The sequence below is a fragment of the Streptomyces sp. NRRL B-24572 genome, assembly GCF_002156145.1.
Taxonomy (GTDB): domain Bacteria; phylum Actinomycetota; class Actinomycetes; order Streptomycetales; family Streptomycetaceae; genus Streptomyces; species Streptomyces vietnamensis.
Window position 1 is genome coordinate 1 of record NZ_MWIG01000706.1, and the last position, 8276, is coordinate 8276.

Sequence of the window (8276 nt, forward strand, 5' to 3'; positions counted from 1 at the left end):
CGGCCGGAGAGTGGTCCGCGGCCGGAGAGTGGTCCGCGTACGGAGGGTGATCCACGGCCGGAGGGTGGTCCGCATACGGAGGGTGGTCGGCGTATGTGGCGTACGACTGCGGCTCCGGGCCCGGCTGCGGGGCGGGCGGCGAGGCCGCGAAGGCGTCGCCCTGCTCGTACGCGTACGGCTGCTCCGGGCCCCCGTACGCGTACCCGTACGGCTGCTCCGGGGCCGGATACCCCTGCTCCTGCCCCTGCCGATACGCGTCGGTGTACCCGTATCCGTACCCGTACCCGTACCCCTGGCCGTCCTGCCCGAGGGCGTCCCGCCCGCCGCCCGTCACTTCGGGCGCTTCGTGGCGCCCGGCGCCTGGTCGGCCTTGCCCGGCTTGACGCTGGTGGTGGCCGCCGGCGCGGAGGCCGTCGCGGCCGGGGCGTCCGCGGTGGTGGCGGCGGCGGTGGGCGACGGGGCCTCGGTCGTGGCCTCGGCGGTCGGTGTGGCCGGTGCCCCGGAGGCGGTCCCGGAGGTGGCGCGCGGCGCCGCGGTGCGCTCCGGCGTGGCGTCGGCGTCTCCGGACGCCGCGGGGTCCGGCTGTATGAGCGCGGGCGCGTCGTGCTGCTCCTCGTTCGCCCAGGGCAGTGGCCCTCCCGCCGGTCCGGCGCCGAAGGAGCCCGCGACGACGACCGCGAGGAAACCGAGGCATGCCACGCCCAGTCCGGCAGCGGCCCACCGCACCTTGCGGCCCCGTCTGCCCGAGGCGTCGACGAAGACGCTGTTGTCCTGGTGGCTCATGTGCGCGCATTGTAGAGAGCACGTCACCGCAGTGCGAGTCCACACACATTCCGGACAACCCGTCGGTGACGGGCGACGACGTACCGGACGCCCGACGTGTCCCAAAACACCCCGCGTCGCGGCCGACCTCGCCGTAAGCTCTCGTCATGCAGGTGATCCAGTCCACGAAGCTCGCCAACGTCTGTTACGAAATCCGGGGTCCGGTGCTCGAAGAGGCGATGCGGCTCGAAGCCGCGGGTCATCGCATCCTCAAGCTGAACACGGGCAACCCGGCCGCCTTCGGCTTCGAGTGCCCGCCCGCCATCCTGGAGGACGTGCTCCGCAACCTCTCCGAGGCGCACGGTTACGGCGACGCGAAGGGGCTGCTCTCGGCCCGCCGGGCGGTGATGAGCCACTACGAGACGAAGGGCATCCCGCTCTCCGTCGAGGACATCTACCTCGGCAACGGCGTCTCGGAGCTGATCCAGATGTCGATGCAGGCGCTGCTCGACGACGGCGACGAGGTCCTCGTCCCGGCCCCGGACTATCCGCTGTGGACGGCCTCGGTCTCGCTCGCGGGCGGTACGGCCGTGCACTACCGCTGCGACGAGCAGGCGGACTGGATGCCGGACCTCGCGGACATCGAGCGGAAGATCACCGACCGCACCAAGGCGATCGTGATCATCAACCCGAACAACCCGACGGGTGCCGTCTACGACGACGAGATGCTGCGCTCGCTGACGGAGATCGCCCGCCGTCACAACCTGGTCGTCTGCTCGGACGAGATCTACGACAAGATCCTCTACGACGGCACGACGCACACCCCGACCGCCGCGATCGCCCCCGACCTCCTCGTCCTCACCTTCAACGGGATGAGCAAGAACTACCGGGTGGCCGGTTTCCGCTCCGGCTGGCTCGCGGTCTGCGGTCCGAAGCACCACGCGTCCTCGTACATCGAGGGCCTCACGATCCTCGCCAACATGCGCCTCTGCGCGAACATGCCGGCGCAGCACGCGGTGGCGGCCGCGCTCCAGGGCCGGCAGTCGATCGAGGACCTGGTGCTGCCGGGCGGGCGGCTGCTCGAGCAGCGGGACACGGCGTACGAGCTGCTCACGCAGATCCCGGGCGTGACGTGCGTGAAGCCGAAGGGCGCGCTGTACCTCTTCCCGCGCCTCGATCCGAACGTCTACAAGATCAAGGACGACCGGCAGATGGTCCTGGACCTGCTGCGGGCCGAGAAGATCATGGTCGTGCACGGGACGGGCTTCAACTGGCACGAGCCCGACCACTTCCGGATCGTCACGCTGCCGGCGGCCGCGGACCTGGCGGACGCGGTGACCCGGATCGGCCGGTTCCTGGACGGCTACAGCCAGCCGTAGCCCGCCACTCCGGACGGCGCTCGACCAGCCGTGGCCCACCACCCCGGACGACGCTCAACTTTAGACCGAATCTAAGCTAGGATGGCCCCAGAGCAACCGCTGGAGGCCATCCCATGTACGAACCGATCCGCACCAAGTCGGTCCACCGGATGGCCGACGACGCCCAGGCCGCGTACCCGCACCGCTCCCGCGAGGAGGAGCTGGACATCCAGCTCGCAGGACACCTCGCCGCCCTGCTCGCCGTCACCGACGAGCTGGGCGACACGGAGGCCGGCGAGCTCATCGCCCGGCAGGTGGCGCGGCTGCGCGGCGCACCGCCCGCGCGGCACGCCGGTCTGACCGGCTCGTCCGCGCAGGACCTGCACCGCAGGGCGCACGCCCTCGCGGGCCGCGCACTGGTCGTCGCCGCCTCCCGGGCCGACACGGCCGCCGCGATCCTCGCCGCCGGGCGCATGGACGCGCACACCGCGGCGCTGGCCGGGGACACCCCCCTGGTCGCCGCCCCCTGACGGCCCCGGTCCGCGCGGCACGAACCGCGCGGACCGGGCGCCACCCAACAGGGCGGCGCCGCACACCCCCCGGTACACCCCGCTCCGGTTCGGTAACGGGATCGCTCCTTCACCCCCCGTCCACCCAACTCCCCCTGGAATGTGGGTTTCCGCGAGCACGCTGCCCGCGTGAGACGCATCCTGGGAATCGTCCTGGCCGTCCTGCTCCTCGGCGGCGTGGCCGCCGTCCTCGTGACGGGCGGCGACAAGGACACGGGCACGGCAACGAAGACCGTGCGAGGAGTCATCGGATCGGAGAAGGCCGAGTTCTTCGCCGATCCGCAGGTGGTGAAGGCCCTGGCCGCCAAGGGCTTCACCGTGAACACCGAGACCTCCGGGTCCTGGGACATGGAGGAACTCCCCCTCGACGGGTACGACTTCGCCTTCCCGTCCTCCAAGGGACCGGCCGACGAACTCCGCGCCAAGGCGCAGGCGAAGACGAAGGACAAGGCGGCGTCCGCCCCGCTGCGGCCCTTCTACTCGCCGCTCGTCGTCGTCGCGCACAGCGCCGCCGCCCAGGTCCTCGCCGGCAACGGCCTGGCGACCCTGGGCCCGCGCGGGACGAACGGCACCCTGAAGATGGACGCCTACCTCGCGGCGGCCCGCGCCGACCGGACCTGGCAGCAGCTCAAGGGCTCGAACGGACACGCCGAGCTGAGCGGCACCCTCTTCATCACCTCCACCGACCCGGTCGCCTCCAACTCCGGCGCCCTCTACCTCGCCGCCGCGAGCTATGTCGCCGACGGCGGGCGGGTCGCGGGAGACAAGGCCGCCGTCGCCCGCACGGCCCCGCTGATGCGCAAGCTGGTGCAGGTGCAGGGCGCCCAGCAGTCCGGCTCGGACGCGCCCTTCCGTGACTTCGTCAGCGGCGTCGGCAACCCGCTCGTCCTCGTGTACGAGTCGCAGGTCGCCGCCCAGCTGCTCGCCGGCCGGCCCATGGGCGACCTCGTCGTCCTCTACCCGGACACCACGGTCAACAGCGACCACACCCTCGTACCGCTCACCGAGAACGGCAGGAAGCTCGGTGAACTCCTCTCCACCGACCCCGAGTTGCGCAAGCTCGCGGTCCGTCACGGCTTCCGCCCGCAGGGCGCGGCGAGCGAGTTCACCGCCGCGACCGACGGCCACACCGAGTACCTCAACCAGACGCTGACCGGAGTCCGCCAGGCGCCCGTGCCCACCAGCAAGGTGCTGCACGAGATGGCGCTGCGGGCCCGCGACCAGGGGGACACCGCATGACCACGCCCGGAGATCCGAGAAGAACGATGGCCCTGACACCGCCCGAGCAGGACGCCCCGCTCGTCCTGACCCCGCCCGAGCCCGTCCCCGCCGTCCGCGCCGAGCAGGCCTCGGGCCTGGTGCCGCTGGACGAGTCGGTCCGTACGGAGATGTCCCGACGGGCCGACGAGTACGTCGGCTCGCTGTCCGGACTCGACCCGCGCTCCCCCGAGTTCGCCGGCCGCATCGGCGAGATCACGGCGCTCGGCGCGGGCGAGATGCGCACCGCCGCCCAGCAGTCGAACCGGATGCTCGACCGCACGATCCGCTCCCTCGGCGAAGGCACGGGCGGCGACGCGCAGGCCCGGGTCGGCTCCTCCCTCGTCGAACTCCGGCGCACGGTCGAGGACCTGGCGCCCCAGGACACCCCCGGCAAGGGCTTCAAGGGCCTGCTCTCGAAGCTGCCGGGCGGGAACAAGCTGCGCGACCACGTCGCCAGGTACGCCTCCTCGCAGGCCACGCTGAACCGGATCGTCGACGCGCTGCGCAACGGCCGGGACGAACTGCGCCGTGACAACGCCGCGTTGCAGACCGAGCGGGCCCGCCTCTGGGAGACCATGGGAAAGCTCCAGGAGTACGCGGTGCTCACCGACGCCCTCGACGCGGCCGTGGAGGAGCGCATCGCCCTCACCCCCGACCCGGGTCAGGCGGACGCGCTCCGCGCCGACGTCCTCTTCCCGGTCCGGCAGAAACACCAGGACCTGCTGACCCAGCTCGCCGTCTGCGCCCAGGGCTACCTGGCGATGGACGTGGTCCGCCGGAACAACGACGAGCTGATCAAGGGCGTGGAGCGGGCGGCGACGACGACCGTGTCGGCGCTGAAGATCGCGGTGATGCTCGCCTCCGCGCTCGAGAACCAGCGGAAGGTCACCGAGCAGGTGAAGGCGCTGCGCTCGACCACCGAGGACATCATCCGGCGCAACGCCGAGGCGCTCGAAGGCCAGGCGGGCGAGATCCAGCAGATCGCGGCGGACCCGGCGGTGGGCGCGGAGACGCTCCGCATCGCCTTCCAGCAGATCTACCGGACGCTCGACGCCATCGACACGTACAAGGTGCAGGCCACGGAGTCGATGGCGGCGACGGTCGAGTCGCTGACGGCCGAACTCCAGGAGGCGAGCGCCCACCTGGCCCGCAGCCGCCGCACCGGCTCCCTGGAGGGCGGCCCCGCATGAGAACCCGCACCCTGACCCGCGCGGTCGCGGGCCTGGCCCTCGCCCTCCTCGCCACCGCCTGCTCCGGCGGCGGCGAGGAGGGCGACCGCCCCGAGGCGCAGAACACGGAGTACAGGACCGGAACCCTCCGGGTCCTCGCCTCCTCCGAGCTCGCCGACATGGCCCCCGTCCTCGACGAGGCCGCCAAGGCGACCGGGGTCACCGTCCGCCCCACCTACGCGGGCACCCTCGACGCCGTCGAGCGCATCGCGTCCGGCGAGGCGGACAAGACGTACGACGCGGTCTGGCTCTCCTCGAACGACTACCTCCGGCTCCGCCCGGACACGGCGAAGAAGATCACCAACGAGACACCGGTCATGACCTCGCCGGTGGCGCTCGGCGTGCGGCCCGCCGCCGTCGCCCGGCTCGGCTGGAACCCGGCGAAGGTGACCTGGTCGCAGCTGCACCGGGCGGTCGCCGACGGGAAGCTGACGTACGGCATGACGGACCCGAAGCGCTCCAACTCCGGCTTCTCCGCGCTCGTCTCGGTCGCCTCCGGGCTGTCCGGCGCCCAGTCGGCCCTCACCGAGCAGGACGTTGCCAAGGCCACCCCGAAGCTCAAGGAGTTCTTCACCGGCCAGAAGCTGACCTCGGGCTCCTCCGGCTGGCTCGCCACCGCCTACGCCCGCCGCACCGACGTCGACGCGCTCGTGAACTACGAGTCCGTGCTGCTGTCCGCGCCCGAGAAGCTGACCGTGATCCGCCCGTCCGACGGGGTCGTGACCGCCGACTACCCGCTCACCCTGCTCACCTCCGCCCGCCCCGAGGCGAAGGAGGCGGCGGGCCGGCTCACCACCTGGCTGCGCACCCCCGACGCCCAGCGGCGGATCACCGAGACGACCCTGCGCCGCCCCGTGGTCGTCGGCGTCCGCCCGGCCTCGGCGCTCGCCCGGGACGCGCGCCGCGAGCTGCCGTTCCCCGGCAGCCGGGCCGTCGCCGACGGTCTGCTCGACGCGTACGACAACACCCTGCGCAGGCCCTCCCGCACGGTGTACGTGCTCGACACCTCGGGCTCCATGGGCGGCGAGCGGCTCGACCGGCTGAAGTCGGCGCTCGCCGAGCTGACCGGCGACTTCCGGGACCGGGAGGAGGTGACCCTGATGCCCTTCGGCTCCTCGGTGAAGCAGGGCGAGGTCCGTACCCACACGGTCGACCCGGCCTCACCGAAGGCGGCGCTCGACGCGATCCGCGCCGACGCCGGGAAGCTCTCGGCCTCCGGCGGCACCGCGATCTACTCCAGCCTCCAGGAGGCGTACACGTTCCTGGGGAAGGCCCCGGCCGACACCTTCACCTCGGTCGTCCTGATGACGGACGGGGAGAACACCGACGGCGACCCGGCGGCCGCCTTCGACACCTTCTACCGCTCCCTCCCGGCCGGGCAGCAGCACACGCCGGTCTTCCCGATCCTCTTCGGGGACTCCGACCGGGGCGAGCTCGACCACATCGCGAGCCTGACCGGCGGAAAGCTCTTCGACGCCACGAAGGGTTCGCTCGACGGCGCCTTCGAGGAGATCCGTGGCTACCAGTGACCGCCTCCTCCGGTACGCCGAGTCCCGCAAGAACCTGACGGGCAGCGCCCTCGGCCTGGTCGGCGTCGGGATCACCCTCACCGGCGCGGCCGGCGGACTGTGGCCGCTGGTGGTCGGCGGCCTGTACGCGGCGGGGGCCCTCATCGCCCCGCCCGAGCGCCCGGACACCCCGCGCTTCCCGGACGCGGGCGAGCAACTCGAGGCCCTGCGGGCCGACTTCGCGACCCTGCGCGAGTACCTCACCGAGGTGGAGCTGTCGCCGTCCACCCGCGAGAAGCTGACCGGGCTCGTCACCCTCGTCGAGGCGCTGCTCGAACCGGGCTGGGTGAGCGACCCCGACCACCTCCACGTCCTCGCCCGCGCGGTGCGGCAGGACATCCCGGAGGCCGTCGACACCTTCGTACGGACGCGGTGGTGGTCGCGGTTCACGCCGGGCGCCGAGCCGGCGGAGAGCCACCTCGAACGGCAGCTGGCCGCGCTCCACGAGGAGGCGACGGCGATCGCGGCCGCCCTGCGGGACGCGGAGGCGATCCGCCAGGAGACGCACACGCGGTACGTGGAGGAACGGGGACAGTGACCTGGGGCGTCGGGGGCAGGAAGTATGTTCCGCGCATGACATTCTCACAGCACGCCGCGTCCCGTCGCACGGTCCTCACCGCCCTGGCGGCGGCCGCCACGGCGGGCGCTCCCCTGCTCAGCCAGCTCGCCACCGCGACACCGGCGTTCGCCACCGGGGAGAACGACCTCTACGGGTCCAACACGGACCTCTACACGAGCACGCTGCACCCCACCAAGGAGGGCACGGACTACGGCCGTCGCTCCCGGCGCCACGAGCAGTTCGACGGCTATCTGTCCAAGGTGGGCGTCTACACGAAGAAGACGGCGGTCCTCGCCATCCACGGCGGCCAGATCGAGCGGGGCACCTCCGAACTCTGTCTGGCGATCGCGGGATACGACCCGGCGGACGCGAACGCGGCCGCCCTGTTCCCCACGATGGTCCACGACTACTGGATGTTCGAGGGGATGCGCTCGGAGAACAACCGTGACCTGCACGTCACCTCGGTGAACTGCGACGACCACGTGGCGAGGCTGCTGGCCGCGAGCAGCCTGAACACGCTGAGCCTGCACGGTTGCCAGTACACCCAGCTCGGACTCCCCGACACCATGGTCTGGCCCTCGCAATCGGACCCGAAGCTGGTCGTCGTGGGCGGTCTGAACAAGACCTTCCGGGAGGCCCTGGTGTACGAGCTGAAGACCGCCGGGTTCCCCGCGCTGGACGCCCTCTCCGACGAGTGGCGGGACCGTTACAACCTGGCCGACTTCGCCGGCGCGGACCCGCGCAACATCTGCAACCGGACGATGACCGGCGCCGGCGCCCAGCTGGAGATCACCGAGGACATGCGCCGATCCCTGTTCGGCCCCGAGGCCACGGACTTCGACTGGAAGAGCGGCCGCATCGCGACCTGGAACAACCCGCGTTTCCTCGCCTTCCGCGACGCCTGCCGCCGGGCCATCGCGACCGTGGAGGCCGGTCAGCAGATCCTCTGACGGACATGCGCCGGCCCCCGG

The 8276-nt window shown here is 72.0% G+C and carries 8 protein-coding genes and 1 pseudogene; 7 read left to right on the forward strand and 2 right to left on the reverse strand.

The window, feature by feature from the left end:
- Both CCN56_RS34035 and CCN56_RS34040 read right to left on the reverse strand, forming a co-directional pair.
- Positions 1–334: pseudogene (locus tag CCN56_RS34035) on the reverse strand (hypothetical protein); the annotation flags it as partial.
- A complete protein-coding gene (locus tag CCN56_RS34040; RefSeq protein WP_086831686.1) occupies positions 331–783 on the reverse strand; it encodes a hypothetical protein in 453 nt (150 codons plus the stop codon). The pseudogene CCN56_RS34035 and the gene CCN56_RS34040, both read right to left, overlap by 4 nt.
- A 146-nt stretch (positions 784–929) precedes the next feature.
- On the opposite strand from CCN56_RS34040, the gene CCN56_RS34045 reads away from it, so the two are divergent.
- The 7 genes from CCN56_RS34045 (at position 930) to CCN56_RS34075 (ending at position 8255) form a co-directional block, all read left to right on the forward strand.
- Positions 930–2141, forward strand: a complete 1212-nt coding sequence (locus tag CCN56_RS34045; protein ID WP_030693207.1) for a pyridoxal phosphate-dependent aminotransferase — start codon at positions 930–932, stop codon at positions 2139–2141.
- Positions 2142–2254: 113 nt separating this feature from the next.
- Positions 2255–2650 carry a hypothetical protein gene (locus CCN56_RS34050; protein WP_086831687.1) on the forward strand — a complete coding sequence of 132 codons (396 nt, stop codon included), beginning with the start codon at positions 2255–2257 and terminating at the stop codon, positions 2648–2650.
- A 141-nt stretch (positions 2651–2791) separates the two neighbouring features.
- A complete protein-coding gene (locus CCN56_RS34055) occupies positions 2792–3928 on the forward strand; it encodes a hypothetical protein (RefSeq protein ID WP_179200078.1) in 1137 nt (378 codons plus the stop codon).
- Positions 3925–5139, forward strand: coding sequence for a toxic anion resistance protein (locus CCN56_RS34060; RefSeq protein WP_086831688.1), 1215 nt, complete (start codon positions 3925–3927; stop codon positions 5137–5139). The genes CCN56_RS34055 and CCN56_RS34060 overlap by 4 nt, the downstream gene beginning before the upstream one ends.
- Positions 5136–6707: a VWA domain-containing protein gene (locus CCN56_RS34065; protein ID WP_086831689.1), complete on the forward strand. Its 1572-nt coding sequence runs from the start codon at positions 5136–5138 to the stop codon at positions 6705–6707. The genes CCN56_RS34060 and CCN56_RS34065 overlap by 4 nt, the downstream gene beginning before the upstream one ends.
- A complete protein-coding gene (locus tag CCN56_RS34070; protein ID WP_086831690.1) occupies positions 6694–7284 on the forward strand; it encodes a hypothetical protein in 591 nt (196 codons plus the stop codon). The genes CCN56_RS34065 and CCN56_RS34070 overlap by 14 nt, the downstream gene beginning before the upstream one ends.
- A 35-nt stretch (positions 7285–7319) precedes the next feature.
- Positions 7320–8255 carry a poly-gamma-glutamate hydrolase family protein gene (locus CCN56_RS34075; RefSeq protein WP_086831691.1) on the forward strand — a complete coding sequence of 312 codons (936 nt, stop codon included), beginning with the start codon at positions 7320–7322 and terminating at the stop codon, positions 8253–8255.
- The last annotated feature ends 21 nt before the right edge of the window (positions 8256–8276 follow it).

Bases quoted from the DNA above. Each gene is read 5' to 3' on its own strand.
- CCN56_RS34040 (WP_086831686.1), bottom strand. From the start codon at position 783: ATGAGCCACCAGGACAACAGCGTCTTCGTCGACGCCTCGGGCAGACGG.
- CCN56_RS34045 (WP_030693207.1), top strand. From the start codon at position 930: ATGCAGGTGATCCAGTCCACGAAGCTCGCCAACGTCTGTTACGAAATC.
- CCN56_RS34050 (WP_086831687.1), top strand. From the start codon at position 2,255: ATGTACGAACCGATCCGCACCAAGTCGGTCCACCGGATGGCCGACGAC.
- CCN56_RS34060 (WP_086831688.1), top strand. From the start codon at position 3,925: ATGACCACGCCCGGAGATCCGAGAAGAACGATGGCCCTGACACCGCCC.
- CCN56_RS34065 (WP_086831689.1), top strand. From the start codon at position 5,136: ATGAGAACCCGCACCCTGACCCGCGCGGTCGCGGGCCTGGCCCTCGCC.
- CCN56_RS34075 (WP_086831691.1), top strand. From the start codon at position 7,320: ATGACATTCTCACAGCACGCCGCGTCCCGTCGCACGGTCCTCACCGCC.